Raw genomic sequence first — 17025 nt, forward strand, 5'->3', positions numbered from 1 at the left:
TCTGATGAGGTGAAACGAAGCGATGGTTCCCGTGCTCGTCGCGGTCATCGGCGGCTACCTGCTCGGCTCGGTGCCGGTCGCGGTACTGGTCGCCCGTGCCCACGGGTTCGACCCCCGTGACGTGGGCGACCGCAACCCCGGCTTCTGGAACATGAAGGAGCGGCTCGGCTCACGGGCCGCCGTGCCCGTCTTCGCGGGCGACACCCTCAAGGGGACGTTCGCGGGTCTGCTCGCCCTACTCGCCAGCGGCGCCCACACCACCGGGTTCGCGGGACTGCTCGGCGGAGGCGCCCACACCACCGGGTTCGCGGGACTGCTCGGCGGAGGCGCCCACACCACCGGGTTCGCGGCTGTGACGGGAGCGAGCGTCACGCCCGTGTACGCGGCGGTGGCGGGGGCGAGTGTCGTACCCGTGTACGCGGCGGTGGCCGCCGCGATGATCGGCCACGCCTGGCCGGTGTTCGCGGGGTTCCGGGGCGGGCGCTCGATCCTGGCGTTCGCCGGGGGCGTCGCCGTCATCTGCCCGCCGGCGTTCCTGCTCGCCGTGGCCCTCCTGATCGTGACGGCCCTGCTCACACGGTCGTTCGCGATCGGCGCGCGGGCCGGGGTGTTCAGCGTCCCGATCCTGCAGTTGTTCTTCACGCCCGTGGCGTACGTGGCCGCGACCGGCGCGCTGATGTGCCTCATCGGTCTGCGTTTCGGGCAGGCGGCTCTGGCGGGCCGCCACTCCTGACGTTCGGACCCGTCCCGGTGCTCGTGCGCTCCGGGTACGTCCCGGCCTTCGCCCGCTCAGGGTACGTCCCGGCCTTCGTGCGCTTCGAGTACGTCCCGGTCTTCGCGCGCTTCGGGTACGTGCGCCCCCGCCAGGTGCGCACCGGCCGCAGGCTCGCCTGCGTCAGCCGTACGGCCGTGACCGGGTCCAGCAGCGGGGACAGGAGCACGCCGAGCCCCGGCCGGGTGTAGCTGCCGCGCAGCGCCCCGGTCAGCAGAAGCCTCGTGGCGAGCAACCCGAGGTCGAGCCGGGTCGGCCGCCCCACGGCCAGCCGCAGCACGGGAAGGGCGGTGGTGAGCCACACCACGGCGAGGTCGCCCGCCAGCCATACGGGATCGGTGACATCCCGCATTGCCAGCGTTCGTCCCCACTCGCGCCACACGTCGGCCGTGGACTCGTGCATGTCGACCGCCAGCAGGTCGCCGGCGTCCAGGAAACGCACGGCCCAGCCGTCGCCCGCCAGGGCCCGGGCCAGCGCCACGTCGTCCGTCATGTGCCCGCGGACCCGCGCGAAGCCGTCGGCCGCCAGCATCGCCTCCCGGCGGAAGGCCATGCACTGCCCGTTGGCCACCACCCGGTGCGGGGCCGGGAGCACACGGGAGCCTATCGGCCCGAACCGGTAGACCAGTGTCGCGAGGAAGGACGCGTGCAGGGCCTGCTCGGCGGGGCCGTCGCAGACGAAACGGGGACCGAGGCTCAGCAGATCGCAGCCGTCCAGCGCCGAGGCCAGTGCGCTGAACAGGCCTGGTCGCGGACGCGTGTCCGCGTCGAGGGTGACCACGATCTCGCAGGCCGCCGCGTCGAGCCCCTGGTGGAGGGCCCACTGCTTGCCGATCCAGCCGTCCGGCAGCGGCTCGCCCGCGAGGACCCGCGCACCGAGCCCGGCGGCCAGGCGGGCCGTACCATCGGTGGACTCGTCGTCCACGACGATCACCTCGGCCACGGACGGGTCGGCGAGCGCGGCGGTCACGCAGGGGGCGATGCGGCCCTCCTCGTTCCGCGCGGGAATGACGACGGAGATCGACCTCCCGACTGGTGCGGCCTGTGCGGCCTGTGCGGCCTGTGCGGCCTGTGCGGCCTGTGCGGCCTGTGCGGCCGGGGACGGTGCGGTCGTGCGGCCGAGCGGAGGCAGCCGGTCACGACCCCGCGCCAGCCGTACCCCCGCCACAAGCGCGGCCACACCCTGCGCGATGCTGAGCACTCTCATCGGGCATCTTCTCCAGCTTCTCCAGCGAGTTCAGGGAGGTGGTTTCCCTGCGAAGTCCTCGTTGACGAGGGAGGCGACGATGCGGCCGCCTATGGCCACCAGCGGCAGGCCGCCGCCGGGATGCGCCGAACCGCCCACCAGGTACAGGCCGCGCCGGGGGCCGCGATTGCCCGGCCTGCGGAACGGGGCCAGCATGCCGCGGTAGGGCGTGCCGTAGATCGCCCCTCCCCACGCGCCGTAGCGGTCGCGCAGGTCGGCGGGGGTGAACAGGTCGACGAACCGCAGCCGCCCCGACAGGTCATGGCCACGGCTCGCCAGGCGCTCGAGCACGAGATCGCGGTATGCCTCCGGGGACATCGGCCACCGGCCGGGGTCCCGGGCGGGGACGTTGACCAGCATCACCCAGTTCTCCGCGCCCGCCGGGGCCTGCGACGGATCGTCCACCGCCGAGCAGCCGATGTACACGGTCGGATCCTCCGGGGGCCTGCGGCGGTCGAAGATGTCGGCGAACTCCCGCTCGTAGTCGGCCGAGAAGACGACGGAGTGGTGGGGGAGTCCCTCGGTTCTCCCGTCCACCCCTGCCAGCAGCAGGAACGCCGAGGACGACAGGCCCAGGCCGGCGATGCGGCGCAGGCGGGGCCGGTCGGGCAGCAGCCGCCCGTACAGCGCCGCCGCGTCGGTGTTGGCGATCACCACGTCGGCCCGTACCCTCTCACCGCCGGACGCCAGTCGCACCCCGTGAACCCGCGCTCCATCGGCGAGTACCCCGTCCACCTCGGCGTCCAGGTGGACCTCCACGCCGGCCTTCTCCAGCAGCGCGGCCAGGGCGTCGGCGATGCGCGGCATACCACCGGGTACGTACCAGCCGCCGTGGCCGTGCTCGATCGCTGGTATGCACCCCAGCGCGGCGGGCGCCTCGTACGGGCTGGATCCGGCATAGGTGGCGTAACGGCCGACGTACTGGCGCAGCCGGGGGTCCTGGAAGCAACGGCGTGCCAGGCCGTCGAGCGTACGCCCCGGGGCGACGGCCAGCAGGTCGGACAGCCGGGGGGCACCGGCGGCGCCAGACGATCGGGCTGTAGGGGCGTGGGCAGGCCAGGCCTTGTGGATTGGCGGGTGGGCCGGCCAGGCTTTGTGGCCTGGAGGGTGGGATGGCCGGGCTTTGTGGGCGGGATCGCCGGGCGGCCGGGCGGCGGTGGGCCGTCGCAGGAGCGGGCCGGTGAAGAAGGCGCGCTGCGAGGCATCCCAGCAGCCCTGAGCCCAGCGGTGGAAGGCCCGCCAGTTGGCGCCCTCTCCGGGCGCGAGCCGCTCCACCTCGGCGGTCATCCGCTCGGGGTCGCGGTACGCCCGCAGTTCGGAGCCGTCGGAGAAGCGGTACCGGCACAGCTCGTCCAGCTCGACGGTGTCGAGCCGCAGACCGAGATCCGCGAAAACGTCAGGCAGGGTGAGCAGCGAGGGGCCGAGGGAGAAGGTGAAGCCGTCCCGGTGGTGCTCGGCGAGCTTCCCGCCCAGCCTGGGGAGCCGCTCGTACAGCCGCACCCGGTGGCCGTCCCGCGCGAGCAGCAGGGCGGAGACCATCCCACCCACACCCCCGCCGACCACGATCACCTCAACCATCGACGCCTCCACGCGAGCAATGCGAACAGTCCCATGCACGCCCCCCCGGCGGAGGCGACGAGCAGATCGGGCGGCTCGAACACGACCGCGAACCCGGCCGTCTCCATAACGGCCATCACCGTGTAGACGGCGACGAGCCCGGTAGTCGTGACCGACGCATCGGACGATCCGTTCGGTCCTGCCGGCTGCGGTGCTTCAGATGATCCGGTCGGTCCCCGTTCCTGTGACCCCCGGGATTCCTCTGGTCCTCGTCGTGCAGCCGATCTGGCCGGAGTGGTCTCCGGCTTCGGGGCGGCTTCGCGCAGCACCATGTCGAGCAGGGTCATGACCACCAGCGAGACGATCACCCAGCCCACGAAATTGCTGACCGGTACCCCACGGTAGGGGCCGGGGTCATCCCATGCCCACAGTCCCAGCCGGAGCATCTGCGGATCGAGGAACAGGTCCCAGGAGGTCAGGGCCAGCGCTCCCACCACGATCCGAGCCGGCGTTCCGCGCCTGGTCCAGGTCGGCGTGGCCAGGGGGATCGTGGGACTTGCGTGAACCTGTGAAGTGCCTGAAGTCCGGGCGTCGCCGGTTACGACCATTTTGGCCACCGCGTAGGCCGCGAGTCCCATGCCGCCCCAGGCCAGCGCCACGATCACGGGTACGCCGCCGAACTGGGGCCACAACACGTCGGTGTACCGGTAGGGGCCGAACGGGATCCCGGCCCTGATGCCGATCCACTCTGCCGCGTACCCGACGGCCACCACCAGCGAGAACGCCGTGACGGCCCGCGGAAGGCCATGGGCAGCCGCCGCGAACGCCACGGCACTGACCGCCAGCAGCAGGACGACGACGCTGGTGAGCTGGACCGGACGCGGCTGAAGACCCGATGCCACCTGGGCGGCCACCATCGCGACCAGGAACACCGCCCCGGCCACGGTGAACCCGTTGGATCGCACCCGAGCGGTCGGAACCCCTCTCACCTCACCGGTCTCACGCCGGTCGCCTATGGCCTCTTCCACACCCACTCATTCGAAGACCATCCGGCATCAGATGCATCCGCCCGCCCCCAGCCGGGTCGCCCACGAGCCCCGCCCCCGGCCGCTCGTACTCCGGCCCGGTTTCGGCACCGGTTCGGCCGAGCCGCGAACCGGGAGCGGTGTGCGGACCGATGGAGTCAAGATCGCGGCAGCCCGGTCAGCCGGCCCGGCTTGCTAGAATGATCGTCTAGCAACGGGTGCGGTCAGGCATAGGGGTGGTCATGGGTTCGCTCGCCGACTTCCAGAACGAGATCTACCTGAACGGGCTCGGTGACGTACTGCCGGAACTGCCCACCGACCTCACCGCGCTCGAACGCGTCGCGCAACAGCGGATCGCCCCCGAGGCTTACGGCTACGTCACCGGTTCCGCCGGGACCGAGTCGACGGCGCGGGCCAACCGTGAGGCATTCGAACGCAGGCGCATCGTGCCCCGCATGCTGCGTGACGTGGCCGTACGGGACCTGTCGGTCGAGCTGTTCGGGCAGACGCTGCCCTCCCCGGTGCTGCTGGGCCCGATCGGCGTCCTGACGATCGTGCACCCCGACGGCGAGCTGGCCGTCGCACGGGCCGCGGCGGCGCAGGGGGTTCCGATGGTGCTGAGCACCGCGGCCTCGTACTCCATGGAGGAGGTCGCCGAGGCGAACGGCGACGGGCCCCGGTGGTTCCAGCTCTACTGGTCCAAGGACCGCGACGTCGTGGCGAGCTTCCTCGCGCGCGCGAAGGCCTCCGGCTACACGGCCCTGGTCGTCACGCTGGACACGCACACCCTCGGCTGGCGTCCGCGCGACCTCGACAAGGCGTACCTGCCGTTCCTGCGCGGCATCGGCGTCGCCAACTACTTCACCGATCCCGCGTTCCAGAAGGCGGTCGGCGGCGCGATCGACGACTCCAACCGGGACGCCGCGATCCTGCGCTGGGCGACCACCTTCGGAGACCCCTCACTCAGCTGGGACGACCTGGCATTCCTGAGGGACCACTGGGACGGCCCGATCGTGCTCAAGGGCATCCAGCACCCCGACGACGCGTTACGGGCCGTGGACGCGGGCATGGACGGCGTCGTCGTCTCCAACCACGGCGGCCGGCAGGTCGACGGCGCGATCGGCTCCCTGGACGCGCTGCCCGGCGTGGTCGAAGCCGTCGGAGACCGGACCACGGTGCTGTTCGACAGCGGCATCCGCACGGGCCCCGACGTCATCAAGGCCCTGGCCCTGGGCGCCCAGGCCGTCCTGCTCGCCCGTCCGTACGCCTACGGCCTCGCCCTCGCCGGAGAAGTCGGCGTACGCCACGTCATCCGCTGCCTCCTGGCCGAACTGGAAATAGCCATGGCCCTAACCGGCACCACCCGCCCCACAGACCTGATCCCCGACCTACTGGCATCCGGCTAGTTCTCGCACCGTCCCACCCGTGCGCCACGTGACGGGTGTGCCACGTGACGCCCGGCCGGCCGGGTAGGCGGATGTGATGCTGTAGCCCAGTTACGGTGATCATCTCGCGAGAGGTGTGTCCTCGGGGTGCCCGCGCACGATCATCCACAGGATCCACGCCTGGATGAGTCCACCGGCGGTGAGCACCGCAAGCACGAGCTCTGGACTGAGTAGACCGACGAGGCAGCTGGAGCAAGACCAGCGAGATCGGAGCGGTGACCGCGAACAGCACCATCGCCTCCAGACCTTGGCTCCCTGGTTGGCGCGTGCTGATGTCGACGTAGACGGTCGCGGCGATGACGAGTGGCGCATACAGCCCGGCGATTGACCAAGCCTGAACGGTTCCTCAGCGGATCAGTTCTTCTTCGCGAGAAGTGTTGACAGGTGATCTAACGCGGATGCACCCTTCAACCGGGAGAGCGCTCTCTCCCTCCTCGCGTCGCAGTCCTGGCAGGGTGCCTCCCATTTCGAGGAGAAGCAGTGCATCGGTCCCGTCTGGGCACTTCGGTCGCGGTGCGCCATGCATCCCCGATGCTCGCCGGGAGCCCGTCATGATCGGCGTGCTGGTCGTCGACGACAACCCCAGCGTCCGTTCGGCGTTGCGCGGCTTCCTCGACGCCACCGACGACGTACGGGTCATCGGCGAGGCCGCCGACGGCCGAGAAGCGGTCGCCATCGCCCAATTCGTCCAGCCGACCGTGACCCTGCTCGACCCCCGGACGCCGATCGCCGACGGCCTGTCCGTGCTCGGCGAGTTGAGCAGGCACACCAGTGTCCTTGCTCTCACCGTCGACGCCGACCCGGAGCTCATCGCTCGGATGCTGCGCGACGGGGCTCGCGGTTACCTGGTCCACGGCGAGTTCGACCCCGGTGAACTGCGGCGCGCGATCATCGCCGTCGCCGCGGGCCACGGATGGCTGTCGCCCGTCGCCGCGGCCGTCGCCACCGCGACCGTCCGCGACCACGGCGCCCAGGAACAGGCCCAGCACGACCTCGCCGAGCGACGCCGAGAAGCCCGATCCCGCTACGCGCTCACCCAACGCGAACAGGACGTCCTTGCGCTGCTGTCCGAAGGACTGTCCAACGCTGCCATCGCCCACCGATTGCTGCTCACCGAGAAGACCGTGAAGAACCACCTCCACCACATCTTCGCCAAGCTGGGCGTGAACAGCCGTATAGAGGCTGTCCTGCGGTGGATCGGTCACACGTAGCCCTGCGGGCAGTTCAGCCGAGAGCGCCCGCGATGATCGGCTTGCCCTTCGACGCGGGCGATCCCGAACGTACCCACAGGCAGGTGGCCCTGGCATCGATGCCAGGGCCACGTCAGTGCGCCGGGGGAGCGGCGACCGTTCACGCCGCGTGCGGATCTCCGGGAAGGATCAGAACTGACCGGCGGTGTTGCACTTGGCCTTCTGGACGACGCAGTTCTTGACCCGGTGGCCTTGGGCGTCGTTGTCCCAGGCGAGGAACACGTCGCCGTGCATGGAAGAGGCCATCCCCGAGGCCAGGGTGAAGCCGTCGGCGCTCCCGCTGGTCGGGTAGGCGATGACGAACGAGATCGACGGGATGGCGACCGGGAACGCGCCGCCGCACTTGCCGTCGTAGGTGTAGGAGACGTGCGACTTGTGATCGGGGCTGTCGAGGTGGACGCCGTCCCAGCAGTCCTGGAACACCAGCTGGAACATCAGGGTGGCACCCGGGGCGCACAGCGGCCAGTTGCCGTCGGCGCTACGGCCGATCTCACCGCCGGGGCCGGCGCAGTAGAACTGGTTGACCGACCCGGCAGGAGTGGGCGTCTGGAGCTTGGCGTTGCCGGCGATCATGCGGAAGCCCTGGGGGAAGGGCACCGTCGCCGTCGGGTCCGTCAGGCGCGAGCCGTAGTACACGACGACACTCTTGGGCTCGACCGCCTTGCCGCGCTCGTACACGGTGGGGACCCAGTACGCCGACAGGTCCGCCGGGGCGGGCGCGCAGCTTGTGCCGGTGTTGGCGAACAGGGTGCCGGTCGTCGTGTTCGCGTCGGTGCTGTGGTTGCCGAAGAAGCTGTGCATGTGCGACGCGCCTGGCAGCCCCGGGAAGATGATCGGGTCGTCGGGCTTGGAGTGACTGTAGGTGCACGACGCGTTGAACTCCGGGACTCGCACGGCATTGGCGGGCGCCGGGTCCATCGGCATCGCCCGGAACGCGGCGAGCTGAGCGTTCCACTTTGCCTGGTCGATGGTGATCCACCCGGGAGTGGGAGTGGGGGTGGCGGTGCCCCCGCCGCTGAACGCGAACCAGTTGATGTTCACGAAGTCGCCGGAACCGGCGGTGGCCCGCATGACGGCGAAGAGCGTCTGCGCGCCAGTGGGATGGGTGGTGGCGGCGGTCGCGGTCTGGGTGACCCAGGACTGCCAGCCCCCCGTCCCCGTGACGGCGAACTGGGCGAGGATCGGCCCCGTCAGCGACCCGGTGCGCAGCTCGATCGTGCCCGATCCGCCGGTGACCGCGGACGCGACTCTCGCCGAGACCGTCAGCGGGCCGGCGGTGCCGAGGTCGACGCCGTCGTACCGCATCCAGTCACCGCCGGAGAGATAGCCGACGGCCTGGCCGCCTCCCGTGTCGACTGTCGGCTCGACCTGCGCGCCGGACTGCGCGGCGAACGACTCCGCCTGGACCGTCAGATCCTGGGTGGCCGCGTTCGCCATGGGTGTCACGATGACGGCGACCAGCGCCAGGGCGACCGCCGCCGCGCCGCTGATGAGCATGTTGACCGATCGCCGGCGTGCGCGGCGCCGTATCGCCGTGACCGCGTACCGCGACCGTGGGGGCTCGATCTGGCGCGGTGTTCCGATGCCTTCTGGCATGGATTCCTCCTGACTGCGTGCGCGTGGGGTCGGCGGACCGGGCCTGGCCATCCGCCGGCGTTCCCACACGGACACATCGGGGGACCGTCACTGCCGGAGAGGCGGCCTGGACACCGGCGACGCCCGATCCGATGTCACTCGAACGACCATTACAGATGTGTTTCACGATAATTGCCACGCTGTGTCAGCACATGAGTCAAAAGTCCCGCCGGATAGCGCTTTCAGCGGGCCCGCCAGGAAGGCTTTCAGAGGCCGCCCATCGACTATGAGACCCACTTGAACTGCGGTACCTCAGAATCGGTGAGACGAATCGATGAAGTCACGTCTCATTGATCGTGAGGCAGATCTGTGGATGTCTCGGCCCGGCTAGATCGGGAAGCGGCCGCGGCGCCAGTGCCAGTGACGGCCGGCCTTCAGGTGATCGACGATCGCGCGCTGGAGCACGGTGCGGCGCGGCAGCTGGTCGAGCGGCGTGGTCAGGGTGCGGAACGCGAACCGCAGCACCTCGACATCGGCGTCCAGTCCTTCCGGCTCCTCGTAGGGCTCCAGCTCGAACCTCCGCTGGAACCGGACGATGTTGGAGTCCTCGGGAAGGTACTCCCGCAGTTGCGGGTCGAGCAGCCACGAGCCGCAGGCGAACGCCGTGTAGCGCTCGCCGGGAAAGTGGCGCGGGAAGAACGCGCGGGCCTCGTCCAGCGACGCCGTGACCGCCTCCGGGGTCATCGGTCCCGAATCGGGGATGTGCAGGTCGATGGCGGTGTCGCCGCGCTGGTGCTGCATCCGGCCCAGCTCGTAGACGCCGCCGCGCGCGTGCAGCGTCAGCCAGCTCTGCATGACCGGCCAGCCCTCGCGCCGCATCCGCCGGTCGATCGCGAGGTTGCGGCCCAGGTCCGCGAGGGTCCCCCACGACACGGCGTCGGCGATGCCATGGTCGCGGTGGTACCCCGTGACGACCTCGACCAGGGCCAGGTACGCGTACACGTAGAGATGCCGCCAGGCGGGGCCCCGTTCGCGCGGCAGCTCCGGACCGGGCGACAGCCAGCCGTGACCCCCGAGATCGGCGCGGACCAAGGCGATCGAGCGGTCGAGCAGCCAACGCAGCTCCGGAGTCCACAGTGGAGAGCCGGGGTCGGGCCAGCCCGCCATGATCTCGGCGGCGTCGTCCGGCCGTACCGAGAGCCGGTCGAGCATCGCGGGCGCGTCGGCCTTGGCCGGCAGCGGAGCCGACGGCCGGTCCCCGGCGAGCCGGTGCACGCGCTCGACGTCCTCGACGGGTACCCCGAGCCGGGCGGCGGTGTCGTCCAGATCCACGCGGACGATCCTACGTACCTCGTGTCCTGCTTTGTTGGTCTCTGCTCTCCTCGGCGCGAGAGGACCGCGAGCAGGGTCACCAAGTAGACCGCTACCGGCTCCCGCGTGCCGGGATGGCATGGGTGTTCCGCCGGAGCCGGCAGCGCCCTCAGCCGCAGGGCTCGTACACGAAGGGCTGGTGCGGAGATGGATGATGACCAGCGGGGCTAGTGTTGAGCCCATGGTCGAGCGGCGTCCCCTGATCGTGCGCAGGCTCCGGCCAGGCCACTGGGTGGCAGTCGACGCGGTCGCCGCCGTCGTGCTCGCCACCGCCTTCGGCGCGGCGGCCTGGCTGCAGGCGCAGCACGCCACGATCCCGCTGATCGCCGTCGCCTGCCTGCCGCTCGCGGTGCGGCGGTTGTGGCCGGTGCCGGTGTTCCTGGTGGTCCTGGCGGCGACGACGGTCGCGCCGCTCACCGGGTGGGCGGAGGCGTACCCGGCGCTGGCGGTGGCCTTGCACGCCGTCGCTCTCCTCGAACCGCGGCGGCTCGCGGCGCTCGCGTTGTCAGCCGCCCTGACGCTCACCGCGGCGGGTCAGGCCGTCGCCTCGGCCTCGTGGGGCTCGGCGCTGTCGGCGTGCGGTTTCGCCTGGTTGGTGCTCGGTCTCGCCTGGACCGTCGGCGTCGCGGTCCGGGAGCAGCGCGCGCACGCGGCGCGTGCGGTCGTCCAGTCCGCCCAGGCCGCGGCCACGGCGGAGCGGGTGCGGATGGCTCGCGAGGTGCACGACATCGTCGCGCACAGCATGAGCCTGATCTCCATGCGCGCCGGCATCGCCAACCATGTCGCCGACACCCACCCGGCCGAGGCGCGCGAAGCGCTCGCACTCATCGAGGACACCAGCAGGAACGCACAGGCCGACCTACGGCGGCTGCTCGGCCTGCTCCGCGACGACCCGGCCGACCGCGAGACGTCCTACGGACTGGCCGCGCTACCCGGGCTCGTCGCCGGAGCCGCCTCGGCCGAGGTGGACGTGGACCTGTACGTCGAGCCTGGCCTGACCATCACCGACGGGCTCGCCTTCGTCGTCTACCGCCTGGTCCAGGAGTCGCTCACCAATGTGGTCAAGCACGCGGGCCCCGCGCGCTGCCGCGTCGCCGTCAGCACGTACAGCGGACGGGAGCTCGTGGTCGAGGTGATCGACAACGGGAGGGGAGAGGCGCCCGGCTGGAGCGACGGTCACGGCTTGGCCGGAATGAGAGAGCGGGTGACCATGAACGGCGGAACCTTCTCAGCGGGCCCGGAGCCCGGGGGCGGCTTCGCCGTGCGTGCTCGGTTGCCCTGGAAAGGAGAGCGGTGAGCGTGTCCACGGTGCTGGTCGCCGACGACCAGGCGCTTCTGCGGGCCGGGCTGCGCATGCTCATCGACTCGGTGCCCGACCTGACGGCCGTGGGCGAGGCGGCTACCGGGCGGGAGGCGGTGGAGCTCGCCGGACGCCTTCGCCCCGACCTCGTGCTCATGGACGTACGGATGCCCGACCTCGACGGGATCAAGGCCACCGAGCTGATCAGGACCGACCCGGCCACCGCCGCGGTCAAGGTGGTGATGCTCACCACCTTCGACCTCGACGAGTACGTCTACGCCGCGTTGCGCGCGGGCGCCAGCGGATTCCTGCTGAAGGACACCAGGCCGGGCGACCTGCTGACGGCGTTGCGGGTGGTGGCGGATGGCCAAGCCCTGCTGGCTCCCTCCATCACCATGCGGCTCATCGAGGAGTTCGCCAGGCGCGAGCCGGCCGGTGTCCCCGGGGCGTTGGCGGCCAGGCTCGCCCAGGTCTCCACCCGGGAGCGTGAGGTGCTCGTGCTGGTGGCCAGGGGGCTGACCAACCCGCGGATCGCCGAGCGGCTCGGCCTCGGCCTGGCCACCGTCAAGACGCACATCCGCAGCCTGCTGGCCAAGCTCGACGTCCACGACCGGGCCCAGCTGGTCATCGCCGCCTATGAGAGCGGAGTGGTCACGGCCGGTTCAGCGCCGGTAGCCGACCTCGGGGAAGGCGGGTGACGGTCCGTCCAGCAGCGGCTCCTTCCGCCCGCGCAGGTGCAGGTCGAAGAAGGCCACCGGGTACGCCTTCTGGAAGGCCAGCGCCCGCTCGGCCGGGATCGTGCCGACGACCTCCTCTAGCTCGGCCTTGCTGAGGCCCAGCGGTTTGGCCGCCATCGGGATCAGGAGGGCGTCGTCGCCGAAGGAGTTGTGGGCCGCCCCCTTGAGTGTGAGGTTGAGCCGCCAGCCGCGCAGGCCGTCCCAGAACGTGCGCAACGCCGGATTGGTCGACATCCCGCCCTTTCCTTCGGTGTCGACCACCAGGTAGGGCCGGTCGAGCCCCGACTGCGCCACCTTGCCGAACACGGCGCCGTCCAGGCCCAGCCCGGCCCTGATGCGTTTGTCGGCGTACATCGCCGAGGAGGTCGCCGCACCCCCGAGCGAATGGCCGAACATGCCGATCCGCTGAAGATCGAAGACGTGTGCCGTGTCCAGCGTGGGCAACTGGTCCAGGACGAACCGCACGTCCGCCACCCGGACCTCGACCGCCTTGGCGAAGTCGGTCACCTCAGGCCCGGTCTCCACCCTGCCATCGGGGAACTCGACCACCGCCGCGTCATAGGGGTGGTCGATGGTGACCACCACGTAGCCTCGGCTGGCCAGTTCCTCCACGACGCCGGTGCCGTACGCGCGTGAGGCGTTGGCGCCGGGGGAGTAGAGGATCACCGGCAACCTGCCGAGGCTCTGGTCGATGGGGGCGCCCTCGTGACCGTCGGTCGTGTCCAGCAGAACGGAACCACGCTCCAGCCCGTTGTCCTCCAGGTATCGGTCGGCGGCCGCCTTGGGCAGCCAAGGAGCGACCTTGTGGTTCCGCACATCCTTCGCCGGATACCACAGGCTGACCATCAGCTCACGCTTGCCGCCCGCCTTGGTCCAGGGGTTCTGGCGCGACTGGTCGACCAGGTGTACGGACACGGTTCCCACGGGATGCGGCCCCGTCGGTGTGGGGATCGTCAGGCGCTGCGCCGGTACGGCCGTCGGGGCGCCACAGGAGGCAATCGGCAGGACCAGCGCGAACGCCAGAAGGAGAGCTCGTTTCATACCTTTCACGATGTCGGCCGCAACCGGCCGCGGCCTCGGTCGCCGGCACGACCTTCCGCTCAACCCGGGAAGGTAGCGTCCGAGCCCGACTCCACCCCCGGAGCTAGTTCCGGGCCCGGGTCCGCGCGACGGGATGAGAAGTACGGACGTCGCCCCGGGTCGGCCTGGAACCAGCTCGCTGTCCGCCGCTTGGCGATGCTCCTGCAGGGTCCTCTTCAGGGAAGGTTGCGGAAGACGCCTGAAGCTTCGCCGATCACTCCGGTGGCCAGGAGCGGGCCGCCGACGGTCTTCGCCCGATCGACGACGACCTGATCGCCGAGGCATCCCGCTCCTTCGACGACATGGAGGCGGTGCAGCGGACCTTGGAGGGGCTGGTCGCCGCCGACGAGGCGACCCAGTCGTTCCTGTCCAGCTACACCACTTACCTGCGGACGCATTCGCGGTGGGCGGCCGACGCGCTGACCCGCCGCCGCGAGGACGTCGCCGCTCATCGCACCGCGTTGAGCACGGCCGCCGCCACCCTGGCCACCGCGAAGCGGACCCAGGCGGAGGCCGAGGCGACGCTGTCAGCGAGCGAGGACGCCCTGGCCGGGTTGCGGGCCAGGCTGGAGCAGCTCAAGAGCAGCGCCGCCTACCAGGCACTCGAACAGCTCGCCGACCTGGAACGCCTGGTACGGACGTGCGCGGAGACCGCGGCGGCGGCCAGGACCGAGCTGGATCGGCGCGCCGCCACCACCCAGAAGGCCCGCGTCGAGCTCACCGCCGCGCAGAGGCTGCTGGCGGAGCTTCAAGGCGCGGTCTCCCGCAAGGCCGCCGACCTGGCCGACGAGGCGACAGTCGCGGGGATCACCTGGAGCCCCGCCGACGCGGAACCGGCGGGCTTCGCCGACCGGGTCGGAGGCCGGGTGGCATCCCGGGCAGGCGACCTGCGCGCGGTCCGCGCCGCGATCGCCACCAAGCAGAAGGCCGAGCAGACCCGCGACCTGGCCAGGGTCGCCCTCGATCAGGCACTCGCCGCCGCCACCCAGGCCGAATCAGCCGAGGCGGAGGCCGCCAAGCGCGTGGAGTCCTGCCGCGAGGACGCCAGGACCCAGCTCGCCGCCTGGGGGGAACGGCACCGCGACGTGCAGGCCGACCTGCGGCCGCTCGCCGAGGCGCTGGAGAGGACCGGCGAACCGGACGCGCCGGGTCTTGACACGGTTTTCGGTGCCGCGAACGCGCAAGCGGTGCAGGACCTGTGGGATGCCCAGGCCCGGCTGAGGTCCGAGCGGGCCGCCACCGAACGGGAGCGCTCCGAGGCCAAGGGCGAGCGGGCGAAGATCGCCGCCGAGCGCGACGACGCGCCGCCCCCGTTCGCGGCCCGTACGGCGGGACGCGACGGGAAATCCGGCGCCCCGTTCTGGCGCCTGGTCCGATTCGCCGACCACGTCACCGAGGAACACGCCGCCGCCGTCGAAGCGGCGATGGAGGCGGCCAACCTGCTGGACGCCTGGGTCACTCCCGGTCCGGAGAACGTCGCCGCGGGGGATTCCGAGGGCTACCTGGTGCCGGGCACCCCGGTCACGCCCAGCCTGGCGGACCTGCTTGTCCCCGAGGGGGAGACTCCGGTCCCGGCCGAGCGGATCAACGGCATCCTGCGCGGTGTGGCACTCGGCGGGGAAGCCGGCGGTGATCGGCCGATGACCTCCCTCGACGGGCGGTTCACCCAGGGGATCCAGGCCGGTGCGCACCACAAGGGGCAGGCGGAGTACATCGGTGCGACGGCCCGGGCACGCCGCCGGGCCGTACGGCTCGCCGAATGCGACGCCCGGATCACCGCGCTGACCGAGACCATCGCCGAGCAGGACCGGCGCGACGCCCGGGCCGAGTCCGCGCTGGAAGCGATCGGCGACGCCCGGGCCGCACTGCCCAGGACGGGTCCGATCGTGTCGGCCCTCCGCGAGCACGAGGGGACCGCCGGACGCCTCCGCGCCACCCGCGAAACCGCCGACAGCGCGCGGAGCGGCTACGACGAGGCCGTCGCCGCCTGGGGCGCGGCCGAGCGGGCGCTGCGCAGTACAGGGGCCGAACACAGCCTCGATCCCGCCATCGTGGACGAAGTGGCGCAGGCCGTACATCGCTTCGAGACCATGGCAGGCACGCTGACCGACCGCCGGCGCGAGGAGGGGCGGCAGCGGGACGCGGTCGAGGGCAGCACGGAGCGGCTGGAGTCGGCGGCGGACGACGAGGCGGCCGCGGCGCGGACCGAGCAGGGCGCGCGGCGCAAGCACACCGAGGAAGCCGCCAAGCTCGATGCCCTCCAGCAGACCATGGGTGCCGAGGCCGGCCAGGTGATGGCCGAGCTTCAGCGGGCCGAGACCGGGATCATCGCCGCCTCGCGGGCGGCGGAGTCCGCGCGGACCGCCGAGCGGACGGCGCTCACCGAGGTCGCCACCGCCAAGGCCAGGCTGACCGCCGCGCAGGAGTCACTGCACGTCGCGGCGGGCGAGGAACGGGAGACCGCCAAGGCCCTGGCCCCCTTCGCCCAGCGGGAACTGCTCGACGTCCTGAAGTGCCCGCCCGGTCTGGCCTGGCCCGCCCAGGAAGCCGACCGGCTCGGCCCCGTGTCCGGCGAGTGGGCGCTGCCGCCAGGGGTGACCGCGGTCCACGAGGCGATCCTCGCCGTGACGCGCGACCTGACCCCGACCGAGATCTCGCTCAAGCAGTCCACCACCCGGCTGACCAAGGCCCTGGACGACCTCCAGGCGCAGCTCACCGCCGCCGGTCAGGACTACCGGCCCGAGTGGGACGGCGCGGACGGGGTGATCGTGGTCCGCGTGGCGGACGAGGACGGGCCGCTGCCTGTGGGCGCGTTCGGTGCGAAGATGACCTCCAGCCGAAAGGACCAGCAGCAGCTGCTCAGCGAATCCGAGCAGCGGATCCTGGAGGACGCGCTGCTCACCCGGCTGGCCCAGCAGATCCACGACCGAACGGTGGACGCGCGCGACCTGATCCGGCGGATGAACACCGAGATGCGCTCGCGCCGGATGTCGTCGGGGACCACGGTCGGGGTGAGCTGGCAGCTCGCCGACAATCTGGAGGACGAGCAGCGCGCCGTCTGCGGTCTGCTCGACGCCGACGCGGCCCGGCTGGGCCCGGACGAGCTGGGCCGGATGCGCGGCCACTTCGCCACCCAGATCAAGAACGCCCGGGCCCGCAAACGGGAGCTGCCCTACCGGGAGCTGCTCACGAAGGTGCTCGACTACCGCCGGTGGCGGCAGTTCACCTTCCAGCTCGTCCGGCCAGGCGGCACCGAGGAACGCCTCACCCGCGCCAAGCACAGCCGGCTGTCGGGCGGCGAGCAGTCGGTGTCGCTGCACCTGCCACTGTTCGCCGCCGCGCACGCCATGCTCAACTCGGCGCGGCCCGACGCGCCACGGCTGCTCGCCCTCGATGAGGCGTTCGCCGGAGTGGACGACACCGGACGCGGCGAGTTGATGGGCCTGGCCGCCCAGTTCGACCTGGACCTGTTCATGACCGGGTACGACCTGTGGGCCACGCATGCGGCGGTGCCCGCCGCGGCCCACTACGACCTGGCGCATTCCCCACTGGAGCATGCCGTCAGCGCGCTGCGGTACCTGTCAATCTGATCAAGGCAGCTGAGCTGGTCTAATTCTGTGTCAGCCTTTCTTGTTCGTCCTTCCGGTCGGAGTCGTTGGGCTTGTTG

At 71.4% G+C, this 17025-nt stretch carries 12 protein-coding genes; 6 read left to right on the forward strand and 6 right to left on the reverse strand.

Annotation, left to right across the window (positions count from 1 at the left end):
* Window positions 1-22: 22 nt before the first annotated feature.
* Window positions 23-733, forward strand: a complete 711-nt coding sequence (locus tag ACGFIV_RS09355; protein WP_392833479.1) for a glycerol-3-phosphate acyltransferase — start codon at window positions 23-25, stop codon at window positions 731-733.
* Here the strand turns inward: ACGFIV_RS09355 and ACGFIV_RS09360 are convergent.
* Genes ACGFIV_RS09360 through ACGFIV_RS09370 form a run of 3 tightly spaced genes read right to left on the reverse strand, consistent with a single transcriptional unit; the run spans window position 684 to window position 4603 of the window.
* Window positions 684-1979, reverse strand: coding sequence for a glycosyltransferase (locus tag ACGFIV_RS09360; RefSeq protein WP_392833482.1), 1296 nt, complete (start codon window positions 1977-1979; stop codon window positions 684-686). The two genes, ACGFIV_RS09355 and ACGFIV_RS09360, sit on opposite strands and share 50 nt — an antisense overlap.
* A gap of 30 nt (window positions 1980-2009) precedes the next feature.
* Complete coding sequence (locus ACGFIV_RS09365) at window positions 2010-3596, reverse strand: FAD-dependent oxidoreductase (protein ID WP_392833485.1); 1587 nt, start codon at window positions 3594-3596, stop codon at window positions 2010-2012.
* Window positions 3584-4603: a carotenoid biosynthesis protein gene (locus ACGFIV_RS09370; RefSeq protein WP_392833488.1), complete on the reverse strand. Its 1020-nt coding sequence runs from the start codon at window positions 4601-4603 to the stop codon at window positions 3584-3586. Before ACGFIV_RS09370 ends, ACGFIV_RS09365 begins: the two co-directional genes overlap by 13 nt.
* A gap of 239 nt (window positions 4604-4842) precedes the next feature.
* Between ACGFIV_RS09370 and ACGFIV_RS09375 the strand changes: the two genes are divergently transcribed.
* Together ACGFIV_RS09375 and ACGFIV_RS09380 are read left to right on the forward strand one after the other, a co-directional pair.
* Entirely contained in the window at window positions 4843-6006 is a 1164-nt protein-coding gene (locus ACGFIV_RS09375; RefSeq protein WP_392833491.1) for a lactate 2-monooxygenase, read from the forward strand.
* Between the two features lie 590 nt (window positions 6007-6596).
* Window positions 6597-7256, forward strand: coding sequence for a response regulator transcription factor (locus ACGFIV_RS09380; protein ID WP_358547878.1), 660 nt, complete (start codon window positions 6597-6599; stop codon window positions 7254-7256).
* A 168-nt stretch (window positions 7257-7424) separates the two neighbouring features.
* On the opposite strand, the gene ACGFIV_RS09385 is transcribed toward ACGFIV_RS09380, so the two are convergent.
* Together ACGFIV_RS09385 and ACGFIV_RS09390 are read right to left on the reverse strand one after the other, a co-directional pair.
* Window positions 7425-8891, reverse strand: coding sequence for a DUF1996 domain-containing protein (locus ACGFIV_RS09385; protein ID WP_392833495.1), 1467 nt, complete (start codon window positions 8889-8891; stop codon window positions 7425-7427).
* A 366-nt stretch (window positions 8892-9257) separates the two neighbouring features.
* Window positions 9258-10202: an acyltransferase domain-containing protein gene (locus ACGFIV_RS09390; RefSeq protein WP_358547884.1), complete on the reverse strand. Its 945-nt coding sequence runs from the start codon at window positions 10200-10202 to the stop codon at window positions 9258-9260.
* Between the two features lie 220 nt (window positions 10203-10422).
* Here ACGFIV_RS09390 and ACGFIV_RS09395 point away from each other — a divergent pair, with 220 nt between their 5' ends.
* Complete coding sequence (locus tag ACGFIV_RS09395; protein WP_392833498.1) at window positions 10423-11538, forward strand: sensor histidine kinase; 1116 nt, start codon at window positions 10423-10425, stop codon at window positions 11536-11538.
* A gap of 2 nt (window positions 11539-11540) precedes the next feature.
* A complete protein-coding gene (locus tag ACGFIV_RS09400) occupies window positions 11541-12239 on the forward strand; it encodes a response regulator transcription factor (RefSeq protein ID WP_358547942.1) in 699 nt (232 codons plus the stop codon).
* Here the strand turns inward: ACGFIV_RS09400 and ACGFIV_RS09405 are convergent.
* Window positions 12204-13319 (reverse strand): alpha/beta hydrolase family protein, encoded by a 1116-nt coding sequence (locus ACGFIV_RS09405; protein ID WP_392833501.1) that lies wholly within the window; start codon window positions 13317-13319, stop codon window positions 12204-12206. The two genes, ACGFIV_RS09400 and ACGFIV_RS09405, sit on opposite strands and share 36 nt — an antisense overlap.
* A gap of 296 nt (window positions 13320-13615) precedes the next feature.
* Between ACGFIV_RS09405 and ACGFIV_RS09410 the strand changes: the two genes are divergently transcribed.
* Entirely contained in the window at window positions 13616-16948 is a 3333-nt protein-coding gene (locus ACGFIV_RS09410) for an SbcC/MukB-like Walker B domain-containing protein (RefSeq protein WP_392833527.1), read from the forward strand.
* Window positions 16949-17025 lie beyond the last annotated feature (77 nt).

The sequence above is a fragment of the Sphaerisporangium sp. NPDC049003 genome (genome assembly GCF_043197795.1).
Lineage (GTDB): Bacteria > Actinomycetota > Actinomycetes > Streptosporangiales > Streptosporangiaceae > Sphaerisporangium.